Raw genomic sequence first — 24,644 nt, 5'->3', positions numbered from 1 at the left:
GACATGCGACTGAACACCTTTGTCAGCACGCTGGGCCGCGCCGCCGGATCGGCCCTTGCAACCGCCGCCCTCGCCGGGGCGGCCACGGCCCAGCAGGGCATGGACGACCTCGAGATCATCGGCAAGCCCGAGCAGGGCGGCACCGGCTTCCAGCCCGCCGCAACCGAACTCGCCCGTGACCTGCAGTGGCTCGATGGCATGGTCCTGATCATTATCACCGCGATCACGCTGCTCGTGGTTGGCCTGCTGGCCTGGGTGATCCTGCGCTACAATGAACGGGCCAACAAGGAACCGGCGACCTTTACCCACAATTCCCCGCTCGAGGTGGCCTGGACGGTGGTGCCGATCGTCATCCTGGTCTTCATCGGCTCGTTCTCGCTGCCGACGCTGTTCAAGCAGCAGGAAATCCCCGAGGGTGATATCAACATCACCGTGACGGGCTATCAATGGTTCTGGTCCTACGAATACACCGACGAGGACATCTTCTTCGAAAGCTACATGATCGGTTACGGCGAGGGAAACCTGAACGACAGCATCCGCGACCAGCTTGTCGAGGCCGGCTATTCCGAGGACGAGTTCCGCCTGGCCACCGACACGGCCGTGGTCGTTCCGACCGGGGCGACTATTGTCATGACCGTGACCGGGGCGGACGTGATCCACTCGTGGACGGTCCCGGCCTTTGGCGTGAAGCAGGATGCGGTGCCTGGGCGCTTTGCCCAGCTGTGGTTCGAGCCCGAGCGCGAGGGCGTCTACTTCGGTCAGTGTTCCGAGCTGTGCGGCAAGGATCACGCCTACATGCCGATCACCGTCAAGGTCGTCAGTCCCGAGGCCTACGAGGACTGGCTGGCGACCGCCAAGGAAGAATACCCGGCCTGACCGGGCTGCGCTGCCTGCCTGACCCCGCGGCCGGGCGGGCAGCCGACGTGACACGAACGGGGTATGGATGACCGACGTTACCCAGCAGACCATGCAGCCCGGCGAGGCACGGATGGGCGATTACTACGCCCTGATGAAGCCGCGCGTGATGCAACTGGTTGTTTTTACCGCGCTGGTGGGTCTGCTGGCCGCGCCCGTTGCGGTGCATCCCTTCATCGCCTTCGTCGGTATCCTGTGCATCGCGGTCGGCGCCGGGGCGTCCGGCGCGCTCAACATGTGGTGGGACGCCGATATTGACGCCTTGATGACGCGCACGCAATCGCGGCCCGTCCCCGCGGGCCGGGTCCAGCCGGGCGAGGCGCTGGGCATCGGCCTGGCCTTGTCGGGGTTCTCGGTCATCCTTCTGGCGCTGGCGACGAACCTTCTCGCGGCGGGATTGCTGGCCTTCACGATCTTCTTCTACGCAGTCGTCTACTCGATGTGGCTCAAGCGGACGACGCCGCAAAACATCGTCATCGGCGGGGCCGCGGGGGCCTTTCCGCCGATGGTGGGCTGGGCCGTGGCCACGGGCGGCATCGCACCCGAAAGCCTGCTGATGTTCGCGCTGATCTTCATGTGGACGCCGCCGCACTTCTGGGCGCTGGCGCTTTTCGTGAAATCCGATTACGGCAACGCCAAGGTGCCCATGCTGACCGAAACGCACGGCCGGCGCGCCACCCGCAACCACATCCTTGGCTATACCATTGCGCTGGTGCCGGTGGCGCTGGCCATTGCCTTCACCGAGGTCGGTGGGCCGGTTTACCTGGCGGCGGCGCTCTTGCTCAACGGCTGGTTCCTTTCGGGGGCGCTCGCGATCTGGCGCCGCGACGACGCCGCCAGCGAGGCCGACAGCCACGCGACCGAGAAACGGGTCTTCAAGGCGTCGCTCTATTACCTTTTCGGCCACTTCGGCGCCCTTCTGATCGAGGCGCTGCTGCGCAACCATGGCCTGGGAGGCTGGTAGGACGATGACGCTGAAGGTTGAACACGACCTGCACAAACGCCGCCTTGACAAGAACGTCGGGCTGGGGGTGCTGCTGGCGGCCTTCGTGGCCATCGTGCTCGGCCTGACGGTGGTCAAGGTCCAGACACTCGACGACCCCCGCGAGATGGAACGCTTTGATCACGTCGCCCGGCCGGCGCTCGAAGAGGCCGCCCGGGACCAGTCACAGGAGGGCGCGGAATGAAAATGAACCTCTTCAACCGCATCGAGGACGGCCCCCGCCGCACCGCCGCACAGGCTGTCACCGTCGTTGTGCTCATGGGCGGCCTGGCCTGGGCCTCGGTGCCGTTCTACGACTGGTTCTGCCGTGTCACGGGCTTCGGCGGGGTGACCGGCGTGGCCGAGGCCGGCAGCGACGAGATCCTCGACAAGACCGTGACCGTGCGCTTCGAGGCGTCGGTTGAACGCGACATGCCCTGGCGCTTCAAGCCCGCGCAGCGCGAGATGGAAGTGCGCATCGGCGAGACGGCGCTGGCCTTCTACGAGGCCACCAACACCAGCGACGCGCCGATCGCCGGGAGTGCCAGCTACAACGTGGCCCCCTACGACGCTGGCGGTTTCTTCGAGAAGATCGACTGCTTCTGCTTCGAGATGCAGGTCCTGCAGCCGGGCGAGACCATGCAGATGCCGGTCAATTTCTACGTGGACCCGGCCATCGTCGACGATCGCGAGGGCCAGTATGTCCACACCATCACCCTGGGCTATACCTTTCACAAGGCGCCGCTGCCCGAAGAGGAAAAGCAGGCGGCCCTGAAAGCCGGGGCGATGACGGCGACCCCCCCGGTCGACCGGACCCGAAATCAATAATATCGCGCGAGGGAAAGCACAAAATGGCGCACGAAAAGAACCACGACTACCACATCCTCAACCCCTCGATCTGGCCCTTCCTGGGCGCGGTCGGGGCCTTCGTGATGCTCTTTGGGGCGGTGCTCTGGATGGACGGCTCGGCGCCCTGGATGTTCCTGATCGGCCTGGTGGCGGTGCTTTACACGATGTTCGGCTGGTGGGCCGACGTCGTCGCAGAAAGCCAGCAGGGCGACCACACGCCGGTCGTCCGCATCGGCCTGCGCTACGGCTTCATCATGTTCATCATGTCCGAGGTCATGTTCTTCGCCGCCTGGTTCTGGAGCTTCTTTAAGCACGCCATGTATCCGATGGGCCCGCAAAGCCCGGCGGTCGATGGCCAGTGGCCGCCGGCGGGCATCGAGACCTTCGATCCCTGGCACCTGCCGCTGATCAACACGCTGATCCTGCTGTGTTCGGGGGCCGCCGCGACCTGGGCGCACCACGCTCTGGTGCACGAGAACAATCGCCAGGACATGAAGCACGGCCTGATCCTTTCGGTGCTGCTGGGCGTGATCTTCACCGGCTTTCAGGCCTACGAATACAGCCACGCGGCCTTCGGGCTGGCCGGCAACATCTATGGCGCCAACTTCTTTATGGCGACCGGCTTTCACGGCGCGCACGTGATCATCGGCACGATCTTCCTGCTGGTCTGCCTGATCCGTGTCTACATGGGCCATTTCACCGCCCAAAAACATGTCGGCTTCGAGGCGGCCGCCTGGTATTGGCACTTTGTCGACGTGGTCTGGCTGTTCCTCTTCGCGGCCGTCTACGTCTGGGGTGGCTAGGCGACCTGACCGCGGCGGCTCTTGACCCCCGACAGCTGACAGGACAAGACGCGCGGGGTGCCGGCGCCCCGCGCGTCTTGATGTCCAGGCACCGCAACCACGGACCCGTTGATGCGACAGCTTCTGTTTCCACTCCTCGTCGGCCTCGGCGGCCTTGCCGTGCTGCTCTGGCTGGGGTTCTGGCAACTGGACCGGCTGGAATGGAAAGAGGGCATCCTCGCCGGGATCGACGCGCGCATGGCGGCCGATCCGGTGCCCCTGCCCGACGCGGTGACCGAGGCGGCGGACGAATACCGCACCGTCACCTTCGCGGGCCGTCCCACGGGCGACGAGCTGCACGTGCTCGTCTCGGGCACGCAAGAGGGGACGGGCTACCGCGTCATCTCTGCCTTCGAGACCGAGGCGGGCCGCCGCATCCTGCTGGACCAGGGCCTTCTGCCGCTCGAAGAAAAGGACAGCGCCCCGGCCCGCCCCGAGATGGCGGTGACCGGCACGCTTCTATGGCCCGATGACGTGACCAGTTCCACACCGGACCCCAACCTCGAGGAAAACATCTGGTTCGGCCGCGACGTGGCCGCCATGGCCGACCGGCTGGACACCGAGCCGCTGCTGGTTGTGTTGGCGCGGGCCTCGGCCCTGGATCCGCGGATCGAGCCGCTACCGGTGGACACGGTCAATATCGCCAACGACCACTTGGAATACGCGATCACCTGGTTCCTGCTGGCCGCGGTCTGGGTCGCCATGAGCCTTTATTGGCTGCGCCGCAATCTTCGCCGCGAGGACGCCCCGGCATGAAATACGTATCGACCCGCGGCAGCGCCACCGCGCTGGATTTCGAAGACACCATGATGACCGGCCTGGCGCGCGACGGCGGGCTCTACGTGCCCGAGACCATCCCGCAGATGCCCACGAACGAGATCGCCGCGCTGGCGGGCAAGAGCTATGAAGAGGCCGCCCACGAGATCATGCGCCCCTTCGTCGGCGACACATTCACCGATGGCGAGTTTCGCGGCCTGATAGATGCCGCCTACGCGGGCTTCGGCCATGCCGCGCGCGCCCCGCTCAAGCAACTGGCGCCCAATCATTTCCTGCTGGAGCTGTTCCACGGGCCGACGCTGGCCTTCAAGGACTTCGCCATGCAGATCATCGGCCAGATGTTCCAGGCCGCGCTAACGCGAACCGGCAAGCGCATCACCATCGTCGGCGCGACGTCGGGCGATACCGGGTCCGCCGCGATCGAGGCCTTTCGCGGGCTCGACAACGTGGATGTCTTCATCCTGTTCCCGCAGGGGCGGGTCTCCGAGGTGCAGCGCCGCCAGATGACCACCCCGACCGAGGCCAATGTCCACGCCCTGGCCGTCGAGGGCGACTTCGACGACTGCCAGGCCCGGCTCAAGGACATGTTCAACGACTTCGCCTTCCGCGACGCGGTGGGCCTGGCCGGGGTCAACAGTATCAACTGGGGCCGGGTGCTGGCGCAGGTGGTCTATTACTTCACCGCCGCCGTCAGCCTGGGCGCGCCGCACCGCCGCGTCAGCTTTACCGTGCCCACGGGCAACTTCGGTGACATTTTCGCGGGTTACATCGCGCGGCGCATGGGCCTGCCCATCGACCGGCTGGTGGTGGCCACCAACCAAAACGACATCCTGCACCGCACGCTGCAAACCGGGGCGCAGGTCAAGCAGGGGGTGACGCCCTCGATCAGCCCCTCGATGGATATCCAGGTGTCGTCGAACTTCGAGCGTGCGCTTTTCGAGGCCTATGGCCGCGACGGTTCCGTGGTGGCCGCGCAGATGGCGGACCTGAAGTCCCGTGGCGAATTCACCATCAGCCAGGGCGCCATCGAGATGCTGCGCGACAGCTTCGACAGCGGCCGGGCCACCGAAGCGCAGACGCTGGCGCGCATCCGTGCCGAGCTCGCCCGGTCGGGCGAATTGCTGTGCCCGCACAGCGCCGTGGGCGTCGAGGTGGCCGAGGCGCATCTGGGGGCGACCCCCATGGTCACGCTGGCCACCGCGCATCCGGCCAAGTTCCCCGACGCGGTGGAGCAGGCCACCGGCATCCGCCCGGCGCTGCCCGATCGCATGGCCGACCTTTTCGATCGCCCCGAGCGTGTCACCCCCGTGGCCAACGACCTGGCCGCCCTTCAAACCCTGATCCGGGAGAGCCGCACCAAGTGACTGTCGAAATCCATACCCTGTCGAACGGCTTTCGCGTCGTCTGCGAGGTCATGCCGGGCCTGAAATCCGCCGCCCTGGGCATCTGGGTCGATGCCGGGGGCCGCCACGAGCGGGCCGACCAGAACGGCATCGCCCATTTCCTCGAACACATGGCCTTCAAGGGCACGGCCCGGCGCAGCGCGCTGCAGATTGCCGAGGCGATCGAGGACGTGGGCGGCTACATCAACGCGTATACCAGCCGCGAGATGACGGCCTACTACGCCCGCGTGCTGGAACAGGACGTGCCGCTGGCCATGGACGTGATCGCCGACATCCTGCTCAACCCGGTGTTTGATACGCGCGAGATCGAGGTCGAGCGCGGCGTGATCCTGCAGGAGATCGGCCAGGCGCTGGACACCCCCGACGACATCATCTTCGACTGGCTGCAGGAACAGGCCTACCCGGGCCAGCCCATCGGCCGCCCGATCCTTGGCCCGGCCGAGCGCGTCAATGCCTTCACCCGCGACGACCTGGCCGGTTTCGTGCAGGATCAGTACGGCCCCGAACAGATGATCCTCGCCGCCGCCGGGGCGGTGGACCCGCAGGAGCTGGTCAAACTGGCCGAGGCGCATTTCGGCCACCTGCCGGCGCGCGCCCCGGCCAACAAGGCCACGCCCGCCCGTTTCGGCGGGGGCGAGGCGCGCCACGACAAGCCGCTGGAGCAGGCCCATTTCGCGCTGGCCTTCGAGGGGCCGGATTACTGCGCCGACCGGATCTATGCCGCGCAGATCTATGCCATCGCCATGGGCGGCGGCATGTCATCGCGCCTGTTCCAGGACCTGCGCGAAAACCGCGGGCTGTGCTACACGATCTTCGCCCAGACCGGCGCCTATTCCGATACCGGCATGATGACGCTCTATGCCGGAACGTCGGGCGAACAACTGGGCGCGCTGGCCGAGCTGACCGTGGATACCATGAAACGCGCCGCCGAGGACATGAGCGCGCAGGAGGTCGCCCGCGCCCGCGCCCAGATGAAGGCCGGGATGCTGATGGGCTTGGAGTGCCCCGCGAACCGGGCCGAGCGGCTGGCGCGGCTGCTGTCGATCTGGGGCAAGGTGCCCAGCCTCGAGGAAACGACGCGCCGCATCGACGCGGTGACCACCGGCGATGTGCGCGATTTCGGTGCCGAGATGCTCGGCCGCGCGGGCACGGCCATGGCGCTTTACGGCCCCGTCGGCGGCGCCCCGTCGCTGGAGACCCTGCGCGAAAGGCTCGCGGCGTGATGCTGCGCCAGAAGCGGAAGCTGCGGCTGGAGACCGAGCGCCTGACCCTGCGCCCGCCCCAGCATACGGACTTCCGCGACTGGGTGGCCCTGCGCGAGGCGAGCCGCGATTTCCTGGCCCCGTGGGAGCCCAGCTGGGCCCCCGACCACCTGTCGCGCAAGAGCTTTACCAACCGCGTGTACTGGGCGCAGCGGTCGGTGGCCAACGGCACCGCGGTGCCGCTGTTCCTGATCCGGCGCGCCGATGCGGTGCTGCTGGGCGCGATCACGCTGGACCATATCCGGCGCGGCCCGGCGCAGGCCGGCACCACCGGCTACTGGATCGGCGCGGCCCATGCCAGGCAGGGCTACATGCGCGAGGCCATCGAGGCGTTGGTGCACCATGCCTTCACCGCGCTGGACCTGAGCCGCATCGAGGCGGGTTGTCTGCCCGAGAACGTCGCCTCGCGCCGTTTGCTGGAAAGCTGCGGCTACAAGTACGAGGGCGTGGCGCAGTCCTACCTGCAGATCAACGGGCGCTGGCGCAACCACGTGCTCTACGCCAACCTGCGTCACGACCGGCGCGGCAAGACCGGGGCCGGATAGCACGGTCGGGCGAATTTTTCAGCGGATTTCCGCAGGCCCGGTTGGTGGGCCGCTGCCGGTGCATTAGGTGCGATGGGCGACGGCAACTCACCCCTTGAAAGGATCGCAATGACCCTGAAAACGACACTCTACACCACCCTCGCAGCCGCCGGCATGGCCGTTTCGGCCCTTCTCGTCGGCCCGGCTGTTGCGCAGGACAGCAGCGGCGACACCGCCGTCGAGGACTCGGCTGCAGCCGCCGATGTTTCCGAGGTCGAACTGGACGCCTTCGCCGACGCGGTCGACGCGGTCATGGCGATCGAGCAGACCTACGCCGGGCGCCTGGAAGAGGCCGAGGGCGACCAGTCCCAGCAGCAACAGCTGATGGAAGAGGCCCGTAGCGAGATGATGACAGCCGTTGACGAGACGCCCGACATGGACGTCGACCGCTACATGGAGATCATCGAACTGGCCCGGAACGACGCTGACCTGCGCGCCGAACTGACCGACCGCATGGAAAACTGAGCCGACCGCAACCGGTGACGCCATCGCCCGCATGCCGCCCGCCGGCATGCGGGCGTTTCTTTGCCGGGCGCCGGAAATGGCTGACTTTCGCGGACAAGGCGCTATTCTCTTGATCAGGAGGTCCGCCATGATCCGTTACATCCTGCCTCTCGTCCTCGCTCTGACTGCAAGTCCCCTTCTGGCGCAGGACCGCATTCCGTCGCATTGTCGCGCCTTCGCGCAGGCGCCGGGGATGGACTATCTGCACAGCGCCGCGTTCCGCGACCCTGTCGCCGACGACACGGTGCGCATCACCTACGTCGATCACGCCATGTTCCTGATCCAGTCCGAGAGTGTCTCGGCCATGACCGACTTCACCGGGTGGTATGGCAACGTGGATTTCACGCCCGACGTCGTGACCATGAACAACGCCCATTCCACCCATTTCACCAGCGCGCCGGACCCAGCGATTGCCCATGTCCTGCGGGGCTGGGCCGTCGAGGGCCAGCCGCGCGACCACGAGCTGGACCTGGGCGAGATGCTGATCCGCAATGTGCACACTGACGTCCGCTCGGGCGGCGGGGTGCGCGAGGACGGCAATTCCATCTTCGTGTTCGAGGTCGCCGGGCTTTGTGTTGGCCACCTCGGCCATCTGCACCACGAACCTGACGACGAACAATATGCCATGCTTGGCCGGCTCGACGTGGTCATGGCGGCGGTGGACGGCGGTCTGACCCTGCGCCACGCGACGCTGATGCGGGTGATGGACCGGCTGCGGTCCTCGGTGGTGATCCCGATGCACTGGTTCGGGCGCAGCACATTGGAGTCCTTTCTCGACGACATGGCGGTCAGCGGCTACGACGTCGTGCGCAGCGGCGGGCCGGAGATCACCCTGTCGCTGGACAGCCTGCCGTCGCGGCCCACCGTCATGGTGCTGGAGCCGGAGTTCCTGTCCGAGTGACTTGCCCCGCCCCGCGCGCCCGTGCTTTGACGCGTTCATGCTGACCGCTGTCTCGCCCGATCTGGAAAAGGCCCTGCGCGCGCGCCTCGGGCCGACCGGCCTGCCCGAGGACAGCACCGCCTACCTGCAGGAACCGCGCGGGCGCTGGCAGGGGCGCGGCCTTGTCGTGGCCCCGGCCAGTACCGACGAGGTGGCGCAGGTCGTCCGGCTCTGCGCCGAGGCGGGCGTGGGGATCATTCCCTATGGCGGGGGCACCGGCCTTGTCGGTGGCCAACTCACCGAGGCTGACCCGGCCCCCGTCATCATGTCGCTGCACCGCATGGCCGCGATCCGCGCGGTCGATGCGCGCGAAAACGCGATGGAGGTCGAGGCGGGCGCGATCCTCGCCGACATCCAGGCGGCGGCGGAGAGGGTGGACCGTCTGTTCCCGCTCTCGCTGGCCTCGGAAGGCTCGGCCCGGATCGGCGGCCTGCTGGCGACCAACGCCGGCGGGCTGAACGTGCTGCGCTACGGCAACGCGCGGGCGCAATGCCTCGGGCTCGAGGTCGTCATGGCCGACGGCACCGTCTGGCACGGGCTGTCGCGGCTGCGCAAGGACAACACCGGTTACGACCTGCGCGACCTGATGATCGGCGCCGAGGGCACGCTGGGGATCATCACCGCCGCCACGCTGAAACTTATGCCGCGCCCGGTCGAAACCGCCACGGCACTGTTCGCCGTGCCCGGCCCCGAAGCGGCGCTGGACCTGCTGGCGCTGGCCGGGGCGCAGCTGGGCGAGACGATCTCGGCCTTCGAGCTGATCCACCGGCAGGGGGTCGATTTTCTGGCCGAGGCCGGGATCGACCATGTTCGCCCGCTCGACCCTGTCCCCGAATGGTGCGTGCTGACCGAGGTCGGCCTCGGGGCGGGGCAGGCGGCGCAGGGCGCGCTCGAGGCGCTTTTTGCCGCCGCGCTGGACGCAGGGCTGACGGAGGACGGCACCATCGCGCAATCGGTGCAGCAGGCGCGCGCCCTCTGGGCGATCCGCGAGGGCATTCCGGCGGCCAACCGCGCGATCGGCGCGGTGTCCTCGCACGACATCTCGCTGCCGCTGTCCGCGATTCCCGACTTCATCGCGCAGGCGCCGGGCAAACTGGCCGAGGTGGGCGACTTCCGCATCAACTGTTTCGGCCACCTGGGCGACGGCAACCTGCACTACAACGTCTTCCCGCAGCCGGGCCGCAGCCGCGCCGATCACGATCACCAGCGCGGCGCGGTCAAGCGCGCGGTGCATGACCTTGTGCACGAAATGGGCGGCTCGATCAGCGCCGAACACGGGGTGGGGCGGCTCAAGGTCGCCGACCTGGAACGCTACGCCGACCCGGTGAAACTGGCCACGATGCGCGCCATCAAGCAGGCGCTCGACCCGCAGGGAATCCTCAACCCCGGCGCGGTGCTGCGCGGGGTGTGATGCTTGCCCTCGGGCGGGCTTGCGCCTATCAGGGCGCGGATCGACCCAAGGGCCCGGCATGTCAGTTCTCGTGATGAAATTCGGCGGCACCAGCGTCGCCACCCCCGACCGCATCCGCCGCGCGGCCAAGCGCGTCGGCGTCGAGGTCGCCAAGGGATATGACGTGATCGTCATCGTCTCGGCCATGGCGGGCGAGACGAACAAGCTGGTGGGCCATGTCGCCGACACCAGCCCGCTTTACGATGCGCGCGAATACGACGCCATCGTCAGTTCCGGCGAGAATGTCACCGCCGGGCTGATGGCGCTGACCCTGCAGGAAATGGAGGTGCCCGCGCGCAGTTGGCAGGGCTGGCAGGTGCCGGTGCGCACGACCGCCGCCCATTCGGCCGCCCGGATCGAGGAAATCCCGACCGACAACATTTCCGCCAAATTCGCCGAAGGGATGCGCGTGGCCGTCGTGGCCGGCTTTCAGGGCGTCAGCCCCGAGGGCCGCATCACCACGCTGGGCCGAGGCGGGTCCGACACCACCGCGGTGGCCTTTGCCGCGGCCTTCGGCGCCGAGCGCTGCGACATCTACACCGATGTCGACGGCGTCTATACCACCGATCCGCGCATCGCGGCCAAGGCGCGCAAGCTTGACCGCATCGCCTTCGAGGAAATGCTTGAACTTGCCAGCCTCGGGGCCAAGGTGCTGCAGACCCGCTCGGTCGAACTGGCCATGCGCTTCAACGTGAGGCTGCGGGTGCTCAGCAGTTTCGAGGAACAATCCGACGCGGCCGGCACCCTGGTCTGCGACGAGGAGGACGTGATGGAAAACCGCCCCGTATCCGGTATCGCCTACAGCCGCGAAGAGGCCAAGATGACGCTGATCTCGGTGGCCGACCGGCCCGGTATCGCGGCCGCCATCTTCGGCCCGCTGTCCGAGGCGGGCGTGAACGTGGACATGATCATCCAGAACATCTCCGAAGAGGGCCGCACCGACATGACCTTTTCCTGCCCGGTGGATCAGGTCCCCCGTGCCGAGAAGGCCCTGAACGCGGCCAAGGCCAGTGGTGAGATCAATTATCACGATCTGGTGGCAGACACGGACGTCGCCAAGATCAGTGCGGTCGGCATCGGCATGCGCAGCCAGTCCGGCGTGGCCGCGACCATGTTCAAGACGCTCTCGGCCGAGGGCATCAACATAAAGGTCATCGCCACCTCGGAAATCAAGATCAGCGTGCTGGTCGATCGCAAGTACATGGAACTGGCGGTGCAGGCCCTGCACGACGCTTTCGAGCTGGAAAAGGCCGGCTAGGGCGCGCTGGCTGTTGGCAATGCGGTATTGACTGTCTGCTGGCAGATCCACCCATTGCCATCTTATTCGGGACACAGGATGCTCTGGCGGCTCTTTCTGGTATCGGTTTTCACGGTGTTGGCCGCGTGCCAGGACACACCGGCGACTTTCAAGGGCGCCAAGGTGCTGGTCATGGGCGATTCGATGATGGCCTATAACCGGCTTTCGGGAGCATCAGTCGCCGATCAATTGCAGGCACGGTTGAACCGCGCCGTCGCGGATCGGTCCGTATCTGGTGCAGCCGTGGTCGGCGCGGGGGCGGCCGGCGGTATTGCCGGCCAATATGTGCCACAGGATTGGGACTGGGTCGTGCTGAACGGCTATGGCAACGATCTCTTGTGGGGCTGTGGTTGCCGGAGCTGCGCGGACAGGATGACCCGGCTCATCGCCCCCAGTGGCGAAAGTGGCGCGATCCCCGACCTCGTCACCCGCCTGCGCGCCGACGGAACACGGGTGATCTACACCGGCTACCTGCGCACCCCCGGGTTCGCGTCACCGGTCGAGCGCTGCGCGCCGCTGGGGGCGGAGATGGACCGTCGCATCGCGCGTCTGGCCGACCGGGACCCGGGCGTGTTCTTTCTGGACCTCGCCACGGTGGTGCCAAGCGGCGACACCTCCTTTCATCGGCTTGATCGTGTGCACCCGTCGCCCAAGGGCAGCGCGGCCATCGCCGAACGTATTGTCGCGCTCATGGCAGCGATCGACCAGCGCTAGCAGGGGCCGCGCACCCTGGGCGAGAAAGGGCTTCAAAACCCCGGCGTTCCGTGATCTGTCTTCTCACCCGTCTAGATTGCGTTATACAGTCCCGAGACCGGCGGCTGTGAAAGAGTAAGATGCCCGAGACGTTGGAAACAGAAAGCCGCAAGCTTCTTGGTCGGCTGCGCGACGCCATGGCCGCCGGCGATGCCGGCCAGGAACGTCTGGACCGGATCGTCGCGCTGATCGCCGGCTCGATGCGCACCGAGGTCTGTTCGATCTACCTGTTCCGCGATGCCGACACGCTGGAGCTTTGCGCGACCGAGGGCCTGTCGCCCGAGGCGGTGCACCAGACCCGGATGCGCGTGGGCGAGGGGCTGGTGGGCCGCGTCGCCAAGGCGCGCGACGTGATCAATACCGCCGATGCGCCGTCCGCGCGGGGCTTTCGATACATGCCCGAAACGGGCGAGGAGCGGTTTTCCAGCTTCTGCGGCGTGCCGGTCCAGCGGCTGGGCGACACCATGGGCGTGCTGGTGGTGCAGTCCAAGGCCGAGCGCGAGTTCACCGCCGACGAGGTCTATGCGCTGGAAGTCGTGGCCATGGTGCTGGCCGAGATGACCGAGCTGGGCGCCTTCGTGGGCGAGGGCGCGGCGCTCTCTGCGCGCCACCAGCAGCCGGTGATGTTCCGCGGCACTGTCGCGCAAGAGGGCGCCGCGGGTGGCAATGTGTTCCTGCACGAGCCGCGCGTTGTGGTCACCAACCCCATCGCCGACGACCCCGAGAGCGAGAAGGCCCGCCTGTCGGAGGCCATCGACACCCTGCGGCTTTCCGTCGACCAGATGCTGGCGCGCAACTCTGCCGCCAGTGCTGATCAGAAGGACGTGCTCGAGGCCTATCGCATGTTCGCCAATTCGCGCAGCTGGCTCAAGCGGATGGAGGACGACATCGACAACGGCCTGTCGGCGGAGGCCGCGGTGGAAAAGGAACAGTCCCTTGCGCGGACCCGCATGGCCCAGTCCAAGGATGCCTATCTGCGCGACCGGCTGCACGACCTGGACGATCTGTCCAACCGGCTGCTGCGGATCCTGACCGGGCAGGGTGGCGACACCGGCGCCGAATTGCCCGAAAATCCGGTGCTGGTGGCGCGCAACATCGGCCCCGGCGAACTGCTGGACTACGGCAAGGTGCTACGGGGGATCGTGCTCGAGGAAGGCTCGGTCGGCAGCCATGCGGCAGTGGTCGCCCGGGCCTGGGCGATCCCGCTGGTGATCCACGCCAAGAACATCACCACCGAGGCGCTGAACGGTGACCCCATTCTCGTGGACGGCGAACAGGGGATCGTCCACCTGCGGCCGGACGACACCGTGCGTTCCGCCTTTCGCGACAAGATCGCCATGCAGGCGGCGGCGCAGGAACGCTATGCCTCGCTGGTCGATCAGCCCGCCACGACCCGCTGCGGCCAGACCGTCGCCCTGAACATGAACGCCGGGCTGATGGCCGATCTGCCCTCACTGCCCTCGTCGGGGGCCGAGGGCGTAGGGCTGTTCCGCACCGAGTTGCAGTTCCTGATCCGCAACCAGATGCCCCGGCGGGCCGAGCTTTCGGCGCTTTACGCGCGGGTCATGGATGCCGCCGGGGGCAAGCGTGTGGCCTTCCGCACGCTGGACATCGGGTCGGACAAGGTGCTGACCTACATGAAACCCAATGACGAACCCAACCCCGCGATGGGCTGGCGCGCGATCCGCGTGGGCCTCGACAAGCCCGGCGTGCTGCGCATGCAGCTGCAGGCGCTGATCCGGGCCGCCGCCGGGCGTCCGCTGACGGTGATGTTTCCCTTCATCGCCCAGTTGCAGGAATTCCGCGATGCCCGGGCCGAGTTCGACAAGGCCATGGACCGCGAACGCCGCCTCGGCCATCCGCTGCCCGAGGCGGTCGAGGTGGGGGCGATGCTGGAAACCCCCAGCCTGGCCTTTGCGCCCGACCAGTTCTTTCAGGATGTCGATTTCCTCTCGATCGGAGGCAATGACCTCAAGCAGTTCTTCTTTGCCGCCGACCGCGAGAACGAGCGCGTGCGCCGGCGCTACGACACGCTCAACGTCAGTTTCCTGAGTTTTCTGGAACAGCTGATCGCGCGCTGCGCGGCGCTGGGCACGCCGGTCAGCTTCTGCGGCGAGGATGCCGGCCGGCCCATCGAGGCGGTGTGTTTCGCCGCCCTTGGGCTGCGGGCGCTGTCGATGCGCCCGGCCTCGATCGGGCCGGTCAAGCACCTTCTGCGCCAGGTGGACCTCGGCGCGGTCAAGGCCGCGATGGACGCGGCGCGCGCACGGGGCGACCAGTCCGTGCGCCACGCGGTGATCGAGGCGCTGCGGGGCTAGCCGCGCAGAACCGGGCGCCGCAGACGTGCGAGGTCCGCGTGAAATGCGCTCAGAACCGCCTCTTCGCCATGGGTGCGGGCCAGTTGGCGCAACCCGAAGTGCACCTGCGCGATGCGGCTGTAATAATCCATGAAAGCATAGTTGGTGCCCGCTCCGGCCGCGGCCCCCAGCACCGGCACCGCCTGACCGGCGAGTTTCTGGCCGATGACCGAGGCGAAGCGCGGCGCGATCCGGGCCAGCAGCTTGTTGAGGGCCGCGCCCGTCAGGCTCAGCCGCGCGCCGATGAAGGAGGTGTCGATGCCGTCGTCGCCCGTGCCCGGCCCGCCCGCACCGAAAACCTGCAGGCAGTGCAGCCGGGTGACGTCGGCCGCCGGGTCCTCGCCGTGGGCCTCGGCCACGGCCTGCACCGCGCGGAAGATCACCGTGGTGGCGACGGGCAACTCGGCCAGGGCCGTGGGCAGCCCGCCGATACCCCCCAGCGCGCCCGACACCGTGGCCAGCGCGCGATGCCCCCGGTCCGAGGCGGCCAAGCGGGCCATGGTGCCCCGGCGGCTGCGCCCGGCCAGGTCGTAGGACCGGTGCAGCGCGGCGCGGGCGGCGGACTCGATCTGCGCGCGCTGCGCGGCCGGCAAGAGCGTGAGACCGTCCTCGACCTGGCCGCCGACGAAAGTGACGGCCTGCATCAGCAGAGTGTTCGCGCCGTGCTGACGTACGGCAAGGGCCGAGATGGCGGCGCGCGCCGCGTCATCGAGCGGCGCGGGCGGCGGGTCGGGATTGACCAGGCGCATGGTGTCGCGGTCTGGGGCCATGGACAGAAGATGGGGAAGGCGGCGGGCTTTTCAATCGCCGCGATGATCGGCGCGCGTCACCGCGCCGGAAACGCCGTCCCAGGCCCCGGGGGTCAGGGCCAGCCCAAGCACCCGGTCGGGGTTGGTGGGCGGCGGCATGCGCACGCCCGGCAGAGGGGCGAAGCCGAAACGCGCATAATAGGGCGCGTCGCCGACCAGCATGACCCTGTCCCAGCCCTGGCGCGCGGCCTCGGCCACCTGCGCGCGGATCAGCCAGCCGCCCAGCCCCTCGCCTTGGCGGGTCGGGTGGACGGCGACGGGGCCCAGCAGGATCGCGCGGGCCGTGCCGACGCGCACCGGCCAGCCCCGGATCGCCCCGCCCAGGATGCCGTCGCCGTCGCGCGCCACCAGGCAGAGCGGGGCCACCGGGGGCACCCCGTCGCGCAGCCGATAGGAGGACAGCGCCTCGCGCCCCGGCGCGAAACACAGGTCGAAGAGCGCCTCAACCTCCCACCAGTCGGCGTCGCGTTCGGGACGCAGGTTCATGCGCCGGTCTTTCGTGTTGTTTCCGCGCTGCCGGTTAGCATGGGGGCCACACCACGGCAAACGCTTGGAGAGGCTGACGTTCCACCGCCCCGATACGGGCCACGGCCTGGCGCATGATCCTCTCGGGGCCATCGTCGCCCCGCGGCCCGTCGGCTGGATCGCGAGGCGCGACAGCTTACGGCGGGACGACGCTCGTCACCGGGCGGGGGCCGGCGACATCGCCCCGCCCGCCGTCCCGTTGCCGCAAATTTCGGCGCTCTCGCGACCTGATCGGCGGACTGTCCGCTTCACAACCGGGGCGGGTTTGGGCAAGGTGGCGACGGATTTTGACGGAGGGTGCAATGGCAGCCATGATCGGGATCATAGGAGGTTCGGGGCTTTATCAGCTGCCCGGGCTGGACCGGGCGGAGTGGCACCCCGTCGCCACGCCCTGGGGCGCGCCCTCGGACGATATTCTGGTGGGCGAGGTGGGCGGCGTCGGGCTCGCTTTCCTGCCGCGCCACGGGCGCGGGCATGTCCATGCGCCGGACACCGTGCCTTACCGCGCCAATATCGACGCGCTCAAGCGGCTGGGCTGCACCGACGTGGTCAGCGTCTCGGCCTGCGGGTCCTTCCGCGAGGAGATGGCGCCGGGGGATTTCGTTGTCGTGGACCAGTTCATCGACCGCACCGTCACCCGGCCGCGCAGCTTCTTCGGCACGGGCTGCGTGGCGCATGTGAGCCTGGCGCATCCCGTCTGTGACCGTCTGGCGGAGTCCTGCGCGGCGGCGGCGGAGGCGGCGGAGGTGACGGTGCACCGCGGCGGCACCTACCTGGCCATGGAAGGGCCGCAGTTCTCGGCCCGGGCGGAATCGGTGCTCTATCGCGATGTCTGGGGCTGCGACGTTATCGGCATGACCAACATGCCCGAGGCCCGGCTCGCCCGCGAGGCCGAGCTTTGCTATGCCTCGGTGGCGATGATCACCGATTACGACAGCTGGCACCCGGATCACGGCAGCGTGGACATATCCGAGATCATTGCCACGCTGGGGGCCAATGCCGACAAGGCGCGGCACACGGTCGCCGGGCTGCCCGGTCGGCTGGACCATGCCGCGCCCTGCCCGCATGGCTGCGACCGGGCGCTGGACCATGCCCTGCTGACCGCGCCCGAGGCGCGCGACCCGGCCCTGCTGCGCAAGCTGGACGCCGTGGCCGGCCGCGTTCTGTGACCGTTTGCCGAAAGGACCCGTGCCCATGAAGACCGTGAAGGACTATATCCGCACGATTCCCGATTTCCCGCATGCAGGGATCATGTTCCGCGATGTGACGACGCTGTTCGCCGACCCGCGCGGCTTCCGCATGGCGGTGGACCAGTTGCTGCACCCCTACGCGGGCGCCGACATAGACGTGGTCGTGGGGCTGGAGGCGCGCGGCTTCATCCTGGGCGGGGCCATCGCGCATCAGCTGGGCCGGGGCTTTGTGCCGATCCGCAAGGCCGGCAAGCTGCCCGGCGCGGTGATCGACCAGCCCTATCAACTGGAATACGGCGAGGCGGTGATGGAGATGCACGACGACGCCATAAGTGCCGGTCAGCGCGTGCTGGTGGTCGACGACCTGCTGGCCACGGGCGGCACCGCCGAAGCGGGCATCAGGTTGATCGAACGGCTGGGCGGTGCGGTGGTCGGCTGCGCCTTCGTGATCGACCTGCCCGAGCTAGGCGGGCGCACGCGGCTCGAGGCGCTGGGCATGGAGGTGCACGCCCTCTGCGCCTTCGAGGGGGCCTGACGCGCTGTATCAGTTGGTCTTGCGCTTGGGGACGAAGGGCAGGGGCGCCACCGGAATGCCGTCCTCGATCAGGGCCTTGGCCTCTTCGGGGCCGGCCTCGCCGTGGATGGCGCGTTCTGGCGCGGTGCCGTCGTGCATGGCGCGCGCCTGAGAGGCGAACGCCGGGCCGACATAGGCGCTGTTGTCCTCGACATGGCGGCGCAGGGCGGCCAGAGCCTGCCGGGCCTGCGTGTCCGGCGCCTGCGACAGCGCGGGGGCCGCATCGTCGGCCCCGCCCTTGGCGATGCTGGGCGCCATGGGGCTGCGGCGCACCCGGGTCGAGCCGCAGGTCACGCAGGCGACCTGGCCGGCATCGCGAAGTGTCTCGTAGGCCTCCGATGACCGGAACCAGCTGTCGAACTGATGGTCTTGGTCGCAGGTCAGCGTGTAGTGGATCATCGGGGCTCCGGCGTGCGGCTTCCGTTTTCCCACAGATAGAGCCGAGGCCCGGCCAGGGCAATCACACCAGCTTGGGATCGAAGTGCAGGATCATCTGCCGCAACTCGGGCTCTTCGATCAACCGCGCAGCCTTGCGGCGGGACACCCAGCGGCGCTGGCGTTCCTTGCACTCGGGCCAGCGGCTCTGTGCCCTTTTCACCTTGAGCGGATAGACCACGACCACGCAGGGCAGGGAATCCGCGCTGTGGACCTTGTAATAGCTGTAGACGCCGAGGGGGCGGCTGCGCACGCGGCCCTCGACACCGGCCTCTTCCCAGGCCTCGGTGGCGGCGGCCTGGCCGGGGGTCTCGCCGTCCATGGGCCAGCCCTTAGGGACGATCCAGCGCCCGGTGCCGCGACTGGTGATAAGGCAGAACTGCAGGTCGCCATTCTTGACGCGGTAGCACAGGGCGCCGAACTGGGTGCGGACATCGGTCTTGCCGGCCGCGCCAAGGCTGATCCTCGCCTGTTCCGTCTCCTGTTTTGCCATGCCTGCCGTCTCTGGCCCTTTTGCGGGCGGTCTCTACGCCTCCGAACCCTATTCTACAGCAGATTCCCCGCGTACCATAGTGCTTTTCGGCCGGCGCGGCGGGTCATCCAGCGCCCTCCGAGACGGGGGTGGCCCCGGCGGCGCGCACGACGCCGGCAATGGCCGTCAGCCGATCGGCCAGGGGGTTCGTGCGGCGCCAGACCATGCCGATCGTGCGCCGCGGCGCGGGGGCCGGGAACCGGGCGACCGACACCGGGGCCGATGGCGTCTCGACCGGCACGGCCATCTCGGGGATCAAGGTCACGCCGATCCCGGCGCCGACCATCTGCACCAGCGTGGACAGGGTCGAGCCGTCCAGAACCTCGCGCGGGGCCTGAGCCGCCCGGTTGCAGAACGACAGCGCCTGGTCGCGGAAACAATGCCCCTCTTCAAGCAGCAGCAGGCGCATCTCGGGCAGGCGTTCGGGCGCGGGGACGGGCTGATCGGCGTCCGTGCCGGGCCGCACCAGAACGAAATCCTCCTCGAAGAGGGCCACTTCCTCCAGCCCCGGCTCCGACACCGGCAGGGCGACGATGGCCGTGTCGATGCGGCCGCGCGCCAGTTCCTCGATCAGGGTCGAGGTCAGGGTCTCGCGGACGTTGATGTCCAGCCCCTCGTGCTGGCGCGACATCTCGCCGATGATCCGGGGCAGCAGGTAAGGGGCGATGGTGGGAATCACGCCGATCCGCAGCGGCCCCGCGAGGGAATCTCGCGACGCGCGCGCCAGCTCTTCCAGTTCCTCGACCGCGCGCAGGATGTCGCGGACCCGGACCGCGACACGTTCGCCGAAGGCGGTCAGCCGCACGTGCCTTGGCCCACGCTCGAAGACAGGGGTGCCGAGCCGGTCTTCGAGGTCCTTGATCTGCATGGACAGGGCGGGCTGGCTGATGGCACAGGCCGCGGCGGCCTGGCCGAAATGGCCGTGCCGGGCAAGCGCCTCGAAATAGCGCATCTGCTTGAGGGTCAGCGAAGACATAAGGTGAAATTATCATGACGATCAGAATATTCAACTTAAACTAATTCTAAAAGCGCTCTATATTGTAGGCAGAATGGTAAGACCATTGATACGTCAACTGCACACGACCGGAGGACAAGATGGACGGAAACGACATAGACAAGGCGGGCAAATGCCCTGTGATGCATGGCGGGCTGACGTCCAGCGAGCCGTCGGTCACCGCTTGGTGGCCCAAGACGCTCAACCTCGACATCCTGCACCAGCATGACCAAAAACCCGACCCGCTGGGCGACACGGACTTCCGCGAAGAGGTCAGGCAGCTCGACTTCGAGGCGGTCAAGGAAGACGTCAAGGCACTGATGACCGACAGCCAGGACTGGTGGCCGGCCGACTGGGGCCACTACGGCGGGCTGATGATCCGCCTGGCCTGGCACTCGGCCGGATCCTACCGCATTCAGGACGGGCGCGGTGGCGGCGGTCACGGCAACATCCGCTTCGCGCCGCTGAACTCCTGGCCCGATAATGGCAACCTGGACAAGGCCCGCCGCCTGCTGTGGCCCATCAAGAAGAAATACGGCAACAAGCTGTCCTGGGCCGACCTGATCCTGCTGGCCGGGACCATGGCCTATGAATCGATGGGGCTGAAGACCTTCGGCTTCTCCTTCGGGCGCGAGGATATCTGGCACCCGGAAAAGGACGTCTACTGGGGCGCGGAGAACGAGTTCGTCGGCGACGCCAGCCAGCGCTACGAGGACATCCAGAAGCCGCACACGCTGGACAACCCGCTGGCGGCCGTCCACATGGGCCTGATCTACGTCAATCCCGAGGGCGTGAACGGTCAGCCCGATCCGATGAACACCGCCGAGCAGGTCCGTGTGACCTTTGCGCGCATGGCCATGAACGACGAGGAAACCGCGGCGCTGACCGCCGGGGGCCACACGGTCGGCAAGGCCCACGGCAACGGCGATGCCGAGGCGCTGGGCCCCGAGCCCGAGGCCGCGGACGTCGACAGCCAAGGCTTCGGCTGGGTCAACCCCAACCTCGGCGGCAAGGCGACCAACGCCGTGACCAGCGGCATCGAGGGCGCCTGGACGACCAACCCCACGCAGTGGGACATGGGCTATTTCAAGCTGCTTTTCGGTTATGAGTGGGAGCTGACCAAGTCGCCCGCCGGGGCCAACCAGTGGCGCCCCGTGGACATCCGCGAAGAGGACATGCCGGTCGACACCACGGACCCGAGCAAGCGGGTCATGCCGATGATGACCGACGCGGACATGGCCATGAAGATGGACCCGACCTATCGCGCCATCTGCGAGAAGTTCATGGACGACCCGGACTATTTCGCCGATACCTTCGCGCGTGCCTGGTTCAAGCTGACCCACCGCGACCTCGGGCCGAACATCCGCTACATCGGGCCGGACGCCCCGAAAGAGGACCTGATCTGGCAGGACCCGGTCCCGGCCGGGCCGGTCAACTACGACATCGGCAAGGCCAAGCGCCTTATCGCCGGGTCGGGGCTGTCGGTGTCGGACATGGTCGCCACCGCCTGGGACAGCGCGCGCACGTTCCGCCAGTCGGACCTGCGCGGCGGGGCCAACGGCGCTCGCATCCGTCTTGCCCCGCAGAAGGACTGGGTCGGCAACGAGCCCGAGCGGCTGAACCGCGTGCTGGACACGCTCGAGCCCATTGCGAAGCAAACCGGGGCCTCGATCGCCGACGTGATCGTGCTGGCCGGCAACCTCGGAGTGGAACAGGCCGCCAAGGCCGCCGGTGTCGAGGTCGACGTGCCCTTCGCGCCGGGCCGCGGCGACGCCACCGACGAGATGACCGACGCCGAGAGCTTCGCCTATCTCGAACCCATGGCCGACGGGTTCCGCAACTTCATGAAGCAGGACTACGAGGTCGCCGCCGAGGAGCTGCTGCTGGACCGCGCGCAGCTGATGGGCCTGACCGCGCCCGAGATGACCGTGCTGCTGGGCGGCATGCGGGTGCTGGGCACCAACCACGGCGGCACCGAGGACGGGGTCTTTACCAAGACGCCGGGCGCGCTGACGACGGACTTCTTCGAGACCCTGACCGACATGTCCTACAAGTGGGAACCGACCGGCAAGAACGAATACGCCATCGTCGATCGCAAGACGGGCGAGACCGCCTACACCGCCACCCGCGTGGATCTGGTGTTCGGCTCCAACTCGATCCTGCGCGCCTATGCCGAGGTCTATGCCCAAGACGACGCGAAAGAGAAGTTCGTCAACGACTTCGTCGCCGCCTGGACCAAGGTGATGAACGCGGATCGCTACGACCTGGCCTGATCGGCCCGCGACACAACGACAGTCAAACGGCGCCCCCGCGGGGGCGCCGTTTTGTGTTTGTCGGCCTCAGATCAGCATGTTGCGCGGATCGCCGATCAGGCCCGCGTAATGCGCCAGGAAGCGCGCCGCGTCGGCGCCGTTGATCACGCGGTGATCGTAGGACAGGTCCAGCGGCACCATCGGCACCGGGCGCGGCGTGTCGCCGTCCCAGACCGTGATGGTCTCGGTCCGCGTGATGCCGAGGATCGCCACCTCGGGCGGGTTGACGATGGGGGTGAACCCGGTGCCGCCGATCCCGCCAAGGTTGGTGATGGTCATGGACGCCCCGCCCATTTCATCAGGCCCGATCTTGCGGGCCTGCGCGCGCGCGGCGAGGTCGGCGATCTCGGCCCCGATCTGCCACAGCCCCTTGGTATCCGCATCGCGGATCACCGGCACCATCAGGCCGTGTGGCGTGTCCACGGCGATGCCGATATGGACGAAATCCTTGAGCACCAGCGTTTCGCCATCAGGCGTGAGCGAGGCATTGAAGCGCGGAAAGGCGCGCAGGCACCGCGCCAGCGCCGCGACATGAAAGGCCAGCGCGGTCAGCTTGACGCCGCGCGCCTGCGCCTCGGGTTTCAGGGCTGTGCGAAAGGCCTCGACGGCGCTGACGTCGGCGCGGTCGTGATGCGTCACCGCCGGGATCAGCGCCTGCGCGGCGGCAAGGTTTCCGGCGGCCACCTGAGCAAAGCGGCTCATCGGCTCTTCACGCACCGGGCCGTACTGGCCGTGGTCAACGTCCCAGAAGGCGGTGTCGCCCCCGGGCCCCGCGGGCGCAGGGGCCTTGCCGGTGATGTCCTCGGGGCCGATCGTTGTGCGCCCTAGGCGCCGGGCGAGGGCCTCGATATCCACGTCATTGTCCCGCGCGAGACGGCGGGTCGAGGGGCTGGCGATGATGTCCGACATGTCCACCCCCTACCAGTTGGCCGAGATATACTGGGTTTCCATGAACTCCAGCATACCCTCGTGCCCGCCTTCGCGGCCGAGGCCCGATTGCTTGGTGCCGCCGAAGGGGGCGGCCGGGTCGCTGACCAGCCCGCGGTTGAGGCCGACCATGCCGTAGTCCAGCCGCTCGCAGACCTGCAGCGCGCGCTTGAAATCTTCTGAGAAGACATAGGCGACAAGGCCGTATTCGGTGGCGTTGGCGCGGGCGATCACGTCCTCCTGGTCGGAAAAGCTCTGGATCGCGGCAACGGGGCCGAAGATCTCGTCATGCACGCAATCGGCATCCTCGGTGACGCCCGACAGCACGGTGGGTGGGTAGAAATACCCCGTCCCATCGGGCGTGGTGCCACCGCATTCGACCTTGGCCCCCTTGGCCACGGCATCGGCGACGAAGGCGGCCACCTTGTCGCGCGTGTCGGCATTGACCAGCGGGCCGACATCCACCGACGGGTCGGTGCCACAGCCCAGCTTGAGCGCGGCCATGCGTTCGGTCAGGCGGCGGGTGAATTCGTCGGCCACGTCGCGGTGCACATAGATGCGGTTGGCCGCGGTGCAGGCCTCGCCGAGGTTGCGCATCTTGGCCAGCATTGTGCCCTCGACGGCCGCTTCGATATCGGCGTCCTCGAAGACGATGCAGGGCGCGTTGCCGCCCAGTTCCATGGCCGGTTTGAGCACTTGGTCGGCGGCGGATTTTAGCAGCTTGCGCCCCACACCCGTCGACCCGGTAAAGCTGACGACGCGCACGCGCGCATCATGCAGCATGTGATCGACCAGCGCGCCGGTACGCGTGCTGGGCAACACGTTGACCAGCCCCGGCGGCACGCCCGCCTCTTCCAGCAGCGGCATCAGCGCCAGCATGGTCAGCGGCGTCTCCGAGGCGGGCTTGATGATGACGCCACAGCCCGCGGCCAGCGCGGGCGCGATCTTGCGGGTGCCCATGGCCGCCGGGTAGTTCCACGGCGTGACCAGCACCGCCAGCCCGGCGGGCTTGTGCTGCACCACGATGCGCGCGCCCGAGGCGGGGGCCTGCGTGATCAGCCCGTCGGCGCGCACGGCCTCTTCCGCGAACCAGCGAAAGAACTCGGCGGCATAGGCGGCCTCGCCGCGGGCGTCGACGCCGGCCTTGCCGTTTTCAAGCGTGATGAGGTGGGCGAAGTGATCCAGTCGCGCGGTCATCAATTCCCAGGCCTTGCGCAGCACCTCTGACCGCTGCCGCGGCGTGCGCGCCGCCCAGTCGGCCATGGCCGCCTCGGCGGCATCAAGCGCGGCATCGGCATCGGCGGTCTCGGCCGAGGCGACAGTGGCCAGCACCTCTTCGGTGGCCGGGTTGATCACGTCAAAGCGCGTGTCGGTCGCGTGCCACGCGCCGTTTATGTAGAGATCGGTGTAGTCCATGTCGGTCTCCAGGGG

25 protein-coding genes are annotated in these 24,644 nt (G+C 67.9%); 18 read left to right on the top strand and 7 right to left on the bottom strand.

Annotated elements, in window-relative coordinates:
- Positions 1-3 precede the first annotated feature (3 nt).
- From coxB to ptsP, 15 genes are all read left to right on the top strand, one after another.
- Positions 4-876, top strand: coding sequence for a cytochrome c oxidase subunit II (coxB, locus tag BU124_RS08120; RefSeq protein ID WP_084862516.1), 873 nt, complete (start codon positions 4-6; stop codon positions 874-876).
- 67 nt (positions 877-943) lie between these two features.
- A complete protein-coding gene (cyoE, locus tag BU124_RS08115; RefSeq protein WP_084862514.1) occupies positions 944-1,879 on the top strand; it encodes a heme o synthase in 936 nt (311 codons plus the stop codon).
- Between the two features lie 4 nt (positions 1,880-1,883).
- Complete coding sequence (locus BU124_RS08110) at positions 1,884-2,102, top strand: hypothetical protein (RefSeq protein WP_084862511.1); 219 nt, start codon at positions 1,884-1,886, stop codon at positions 2,100-2,102.
- Entirely contained in the window at positions 2,099-2,725 is a 627-nt protein-coding gene (locus BU124_RS08105; RefSeq protein ID WP_084862509.1) for a cytochrome c oxidase assembly protein, read from the top strand. The genes BU124_RS08110 and BU124_RS08105 overlap by 4 nt, the downstream gene beginning before the upstream one ends.
- Before the next feature lie 23 nt (positions 2,726-2,748).
- Positions 2,749-3,549: a cytochrome c oxidase subunit 3 gene (locus BU124_RS08100; protein WP_084862507.1), complete on the top strand. Its 801-nt coding sequence runs from the start codon at positions 2,749-2,751 to the stop codon at positions 3,547-3,549.
- Between the two features lie 111 nt (positions 3,550-3,660).
- Positions 3,661-4,344: an SURF1 family protein gene (locus tag BU124_RS08095; protein ID WP_084862504.1), complete on the top strand. Its 684-nt coding sequence runs from the start codon at positions 3,661-3,663 to the stop codon at positions 4,342-4,344.
- Entirely contained in the window at positions 4,341-5,729 is a 1,389-nt protein-coding gene (gene thrC / locus BU124_RS08090; RefSeq protein WP_084862501.1) for a threonine synthase, read from the top strand. Before BU124_RS08095 ends, thrC begins: the two co-directional genes overlap by 4 nt.
- On the top strand, positions 5,726-6,991 hold the full coding sequence (locus BU124_RS08085; protein ID WP_084862500.1) for a M16 family metallopeptidase: 1,266 nt from the start codon (positions 5,726-5,728) through the stop codon (positions 6,989-6,991). Before thrC ends, BU124_RS08085 begins: the two co-directional genes overlap by 4 nt.
- On the top strand, positions 6,991-7,575 hold the full coding sequence (locus tag BU124_RS08080; protein WP_084862499.1) for a GNAT family N-acetyltransferase: 585 nt from the start codon (positions 6,991-6,993) through the stop codon (positions 7,573-7,575). The genes BU124_RS08085 and BU124_RS08080 overlap by 1 nt, the downstream gene beginning before the upstream one ends.
- A gap of 108 nt (positions 7,576-7,683) precedes the next feature.
- Positions 7,684-8,079, top strand: coding sequence for a DUF4168 domain-containing protein (locus BU124_RS08075; protein ID WP_179141885.1), 396 nt, complete (start codon positions 7,684-7,686; stop codon positions 8,077-8,079).
- A 127-nt stretch (positions 8,080-8,206) separates the two neighbouring features.
- On the top strand, positions 8,207-9,019 hold the full coding sequence (locus BU124_RS08070; protein ID WP_084862495.1) for an MBL fold metallo-hydrolase: 813 nt from the start codon (positions 8,207-8,209) through the stop codon (positions 9,017-9,019).
- Between the two features lie 37 nt (positions 9,020-9,056).
- Positions 9,057-10,469 (top strand): FAD-binding oxidoreductase, encoded by a 1,413-nt coding sequence (locus BU124_RS08065; RefSeq protein ID WP_084862617.1) that lies wholly within the window; start codon positions 9,057-9,059, stop codon positions 10,467-10,469.
- Positions 10,470-10,527: 58 nt separating this feature from the next.
- Entirely contained in the window at positions 10,528-11,766 is a 1,239-nt protein-coding gene (locus BU124_RS08060) for an aspartate kinase (protein WP_084862493.1), read from the top strand.
- A 78-nt stretch (positions 11,767-11,844) separates the two neighbouring features.
- Complete coding sequence (locus BU124_RS08055) at positions 11,845-12,519, top strand: SGNH/GDSL hydrolase family protein (protein WP_084862491.1); 675 nt, start codon at positions 11,845-11,847, stop codon at positions 12,517-12,519.
- Positions 12,520-12,638: 119 nt separating this feature from the next.
- Positions 12,639-14,876: a phosphoenolpyruvate--protein phosphotransferase gene (ptsP, locus tag BU124_RS08050; protein ID WP_084862489.1), complete on the top strand. Its 2,238-nt coding sequence runs from the start codon at positions 12,639-12,641 to the stop codon at positions 14,874-14,876.
- Here the strand turns inward: ptsP and BU124_RS08045 are convergent.
- Positions 14,873-15,685 carry an EcsC family protein gene (locus BU124_RS08045; RefSeq protein WP_245831645.1) on the bottom strand — a complete coding sequence of 271 codons (813 nt, stop codon included), beginning with the start codon at positions 15,683-15,685 and terminating at the stop codon, positions 14,873-14,875. The two genes, ptsP and BU124_RS08045, sit on opposite strands and share 4 nt — an antisense overlap.
- Positions 15,686-15,715: 30 nt before the next feature.
- Positions 15,716-16,210 (bottom strand): GNAT family N-acetyltransferase, encoded by a 495-nt coding sequence (locus BU124_RS08040; protein ID WP_084862487.1) that lies wholly within the window; start codon positions 16,208-16,210, stop codon positions 15,716-15,718.
- Positions 16,211-16,551: 341 nt separating this feature from the next.
- On the opposite strand from BU124_RS08040, the gene BU124_RS08035 reads away from it, so the two are divergent.
- Both BU124_RS08035 and BU124_RS08030 read left to right on the top strand, forming a co-directional pair.
- Positions 16,552-17,418, top strand: coding sequence for an S-methyl-5'-thioadenosine phosphorylase (locus BU124_RS08035; protein WP_084862485.1), 867 nt, complete (start codon positions 16,552-16,554; stop codon positions 17,416-17,418).
- Positions 17,419-17,443: 25 nt separating this feature from the next.
- Positions 17,444-17,974 carry an adenine phosphoribosyltransferase gene (locus BU124_RS08030; protein ID WP_084862483.1) on the top strand — a complete coding sequence of 177 codons (531 nt, stop codon included), beginning with the start codon at positions 17,444-17,446 and terminating at the stop codon, positions 17,972-17,974.
- Between the two features lie 9 nt (positions 17,975-17,983).
- Here the strand turns inward: BU124_RS08030 and BU124_RS08025 are convergent, their stop codons facing one another.
- The 3 genes from BU124_RS08025 to BU124_RS08015 all read right to left on the bottom strand — a co-directional run bounded on the left by BU124_RS08025 (position 17,984) and on the right by BU124_RS08015 (position 19,956).
- Positions 17,984-18,412, bottom strand: a complete 429-nt coding sequence (locus BU124_RS08025; protein ID WP_084862481.1) for a DUF1178 family protein — start codon at positions 18,410-18,412, stop codon at positions 17,984-17,986.
- Positions 18,413-18,473: 61 nt separating this feature from the next.
- Positions 18,474-18,941 carry an NUDIX hydrolase gene (locus BU124_RS08020; protein WP_084862479.1) on the bottom strand — a complete coding sequence of 156 codons (468 nt, stop codon included), beginning with the start codon at positions 18,939-18,941 and terminating at the stop codon, positions 18,474-18,476.
- Between the two features lie 103 nt (positions 18,942-19,044).
- Positions 19,045-19,956: a hydrogen peroxide-inducible genes activator gene (locus BU124_RS08015; RefSeq protein ID WP_084862478.1), complete on the bottom strand. Its 912-nt coding sequence runs from the start codon at positions 19,954-19,956 to the stop codon at positions 19,045-19,047.
- Between the two features lie 119 nt (positions 19,957-20,075).
- Here BU124_RS08015 and katG point away from each other — a divergent pair, with 119 nt between their 5' ends.
- Positions 20,076-22,247, top strand: a complete 2,172-nt coding sequence (gene katG, locus BU124_RS08010) for a catalase/peroxidase HPI (RefSeq protein ID WP_084862476.1) — start codon at positions 20,076-20,078, stop codon at positions 22,245-22,247.
- A gap of 66 nt (positions 22,248-22,313) precedes the next feature.
- Here katG and BU124_RS08005 read toward each other — a convergent pair whose 3' ends face one another.
- Positions 22,314-23,195, bottom strand: coding sequence for a 2-oxo acid dehydrogenase subunit E2 (locus BU124_RS08005; RefSeq protein WP_084862475.1), 882 nt, complete (start codon positions 23,193-23,195; stop codon positions 22,314-22,316).
- Positions 23,196-23,204: 9 nt separating this feature from the next.
- Positions 23,205-24,629 carry an NAD-dependent succinate-semialdehyde dehydrogenase gene (locus BU124_RS08000; protein WP_084862473.1) on the bottom strand — a complete coding sequence of 475 codons (1,425 nt, stop codon included), beginning with the start codon at positions 24,627-24,629 and terminating at the stop codon, positions 23,205-23,207.
- Positions 24,630-24,644 lie beyond the last annotated feature (15 nt).

Source organism: Salibaculum halophilum (assembly GCF_002094885.1).
GTDB classification, from domain to species: Bacteria; Pseudomonadota; Alphaproteobacteria; order Rhodobacterales; family Rhodobacteraceae; genus Salibaculum; species Salibaculum halophilum.
Note: the sequence above shows the minus strand (reverse complement) of the source record. Positions and strands in the feature narration are given on the sequence as shown.

Bases quoted from the DNA above. Each gene is read 5' to 3' on its own strand.
- cyoE (WP_084862514.1), top strand. From the start codon at position 944: ATGACCGACGTTACCCAGCAGACCATGCAGCCCGGCGAGGCACGGATG.
- BU124_RS08060 (WP_084862493.1), top strand. From the start codon at position 10,528: ATGTCAGTTCTCGTGATGAAATTCGGCGGCACCAGCGTCGCCACCCCC.
- BU124_RS08070 (WP_084862495.1), top strand. From the start codon at position 8,207: ATGATCCGTTACATCCTGCCTCTCGTCCTCGCTCTGACTGCAAGTCCC.
- katG (WP_084862476.1), top strand. From the start codon at position 20,076: ATGGACGGAAACGACATAGACAAGGCGGGCAAATGCCCTGTGATGCAT.
- BU124_RS08055 (WP_084862491.1), top strand. From the start codon at position 11,845: ATGCTCTGGCGGCTCTTTCTGGTATCGGTTTTCACGGTGTTGGCCGCG.
- BU124_RS08105 (WP_084862509.1), top strand. From the start codon at position 2,099: ATGAAAATGAACCTCTTCAACCGCATCGAGGACGGCCCCCGCCGCACC.
- BU124_RS08080 (WP_084862499.1), top strand. From the start codon at position 6,991: ATGCTGCGCCAGAAGCGGAAGCTGCGGCTGGAGACCGAGCGCCTGACC.
- BU124_RS08040 (WP_084862487.1), bottom strand. From the start codon at position 16,210: ATGAACCTGCGTCCCGAACGCGACGCCGACTGGTGGGAGGTTGAGGCG.
- BU124_RS08095 (WP_084862504.1), top strand. From the start codon at position 3,661: ATGCGACAGCTTCTGTTTCCACTCCTCGTCGGCCTCGGCGGCCTTGCC.
- BU124_RS08035 (WP_084862485.1), top strand. From the start codon at position 16,552: ATGGCAGCCATGATCGGGATCATAGGAGGTTCGGGGCTTTATCAGCTG.
- BU124_RS08000 (WP_084862473.1), bottom strand. From the start codon at position 24,629: ATGGACTACACCGATCTCTACATAAACGGCGCGTGGCACGCGACCGAC.
- ptsP (WP_084862489.1), top strand. From the start codon at position 12,639: ATGCCCGAGACGTTGGAAACAGAAAGCCGCAAGCTTCTTGGTCGGCTG.
- BU124_RS08045 (WP_245831645.1), bottom strand. From the start codon at position 15,685: ATGGCCCCAGACCGCGACACCATGCGCCTGGTCAATCCCGACCCGCCG.
- BU124_RS08030 (WP_084862483.1), top strand. From the start codon at position 17,444: ATGAAGACCGTGAAGGACTATATCCGCACGATTCCCGATTTCCCGCAT.
- BU124_RS08025 (WP_084862481.1), bottom strand. From the start codon at position 18,412: ATGATCCACTACACGCTGACCTGCGACCAAGACCATCAGTTCGACAGC.
- BU124_RS08110 (WP_084862511.1), top strand. From the start codon at position 1,884: ATGACGCTGAAGGTTGAACACGACCTGCACAAACGCCGCCTTGACAAG.
- BU124_RS08075 (WP_179141885.1), top strand. From the start codon at position 7,684: ATGACCCTGAAAACGACACTCTACACCACCCTCGCAGCCGCCGGCATG.
- BU124_RS08020 (WP_084862479.1), bottom strand. From the start codon at position 18,941: ATGGCAAAACAGGAGACGGAACAGGCGAGGATCAGCCTTGGCGCGGCC.
- coxB (WP_084862516.1), top strand. From the start codon at position 4: ATGCGACTGAACACCTTTGTCAGCACGCTGGGCCGCGCCGCCGGATCG.
- BU124_RS08065 (WP_084862617.1), top strand. From the start codon at position 9,057: ATGCTGACCGCTGTCTCGCCCGATCTGGAAAAGGCCCTGCGCGCGCGC.
- BU124_RS08100 (WP_084862507.1), top strand. From the start codon at position 2,749: ATGGCGCACGAAAAGAACCACGACTACCACATCCTCAACCCCTCGATC.
- BU124_RS08015 (WP_084862478.1), bottom strand. From the start codon at position 19,956: ATGTCTTCGCTGACCCTCAAGCAGATGCGCTATTTCGAGGCGCTTGCC.
- BU124_RS08005 (WP_084862475.1), bottom strand. From the start codon at position 23,195: ATGTCGGACATCATCGCCAGCCCCTCGACCCGCCGTCTCGCGCGGGAC.
- thrC (WP_084862501.1), top strand. From the start codon at position 4,341: ATGAAATACGTATCGACCCGCGGCAGCGCCACCGCGCTGGATTTCGAA.